The 259-nt window shown below is 43.6% G+C and carries 1 pseudogene; it reads left to right on the top strand.

Annotated elements, in window-relative coordinates:
- Positions 1–259: pseudogene (locus tag AAEY83_RS16420) on the top strand (hypothetical protein); the annotation flags it as partial.

Here is a 259-nt window from a genome sequence, read left to right as displayed (position 1 = left end):
GCAAAAGATACCAGGTATTACTAATGCTGGAAGTTTAAATGCTTATGTAGAGTCTATTCAAGATGATCTCGCCGCAGGAAGAGAAGAAGTTAGACAAGGTGAAGCGGCAATTGCAGCAAATCCTGCGCTAGAACCAGTTTTGCGTCCTCAGATTGAGGCTGGTAAAGCGCAAATTGCTGCTGGTGAAAAATTAGGAGCGCTAAATGATTATGCTATTGAGCAGCTTGCTAATACCGAAGGTACGAATGTTGAAGTGCGC

Source organism: Psychrobacter sp. TB20-MNA-CIBAN-0197, assembly GCF_040309765.1.
Taxonomy (GTDB): Bacteria; Pseudomonadota; Gammaproteobacteria; order Pseudomonadales; family Moraxellaceae; genus Psychrobacter; species Psychrobacter submarinus.
The sequence above is the reverse complement of the archived record's forward strand: the minus strand, read 5'-3'. Positions and strand labels throughout refer to the sequence as shown.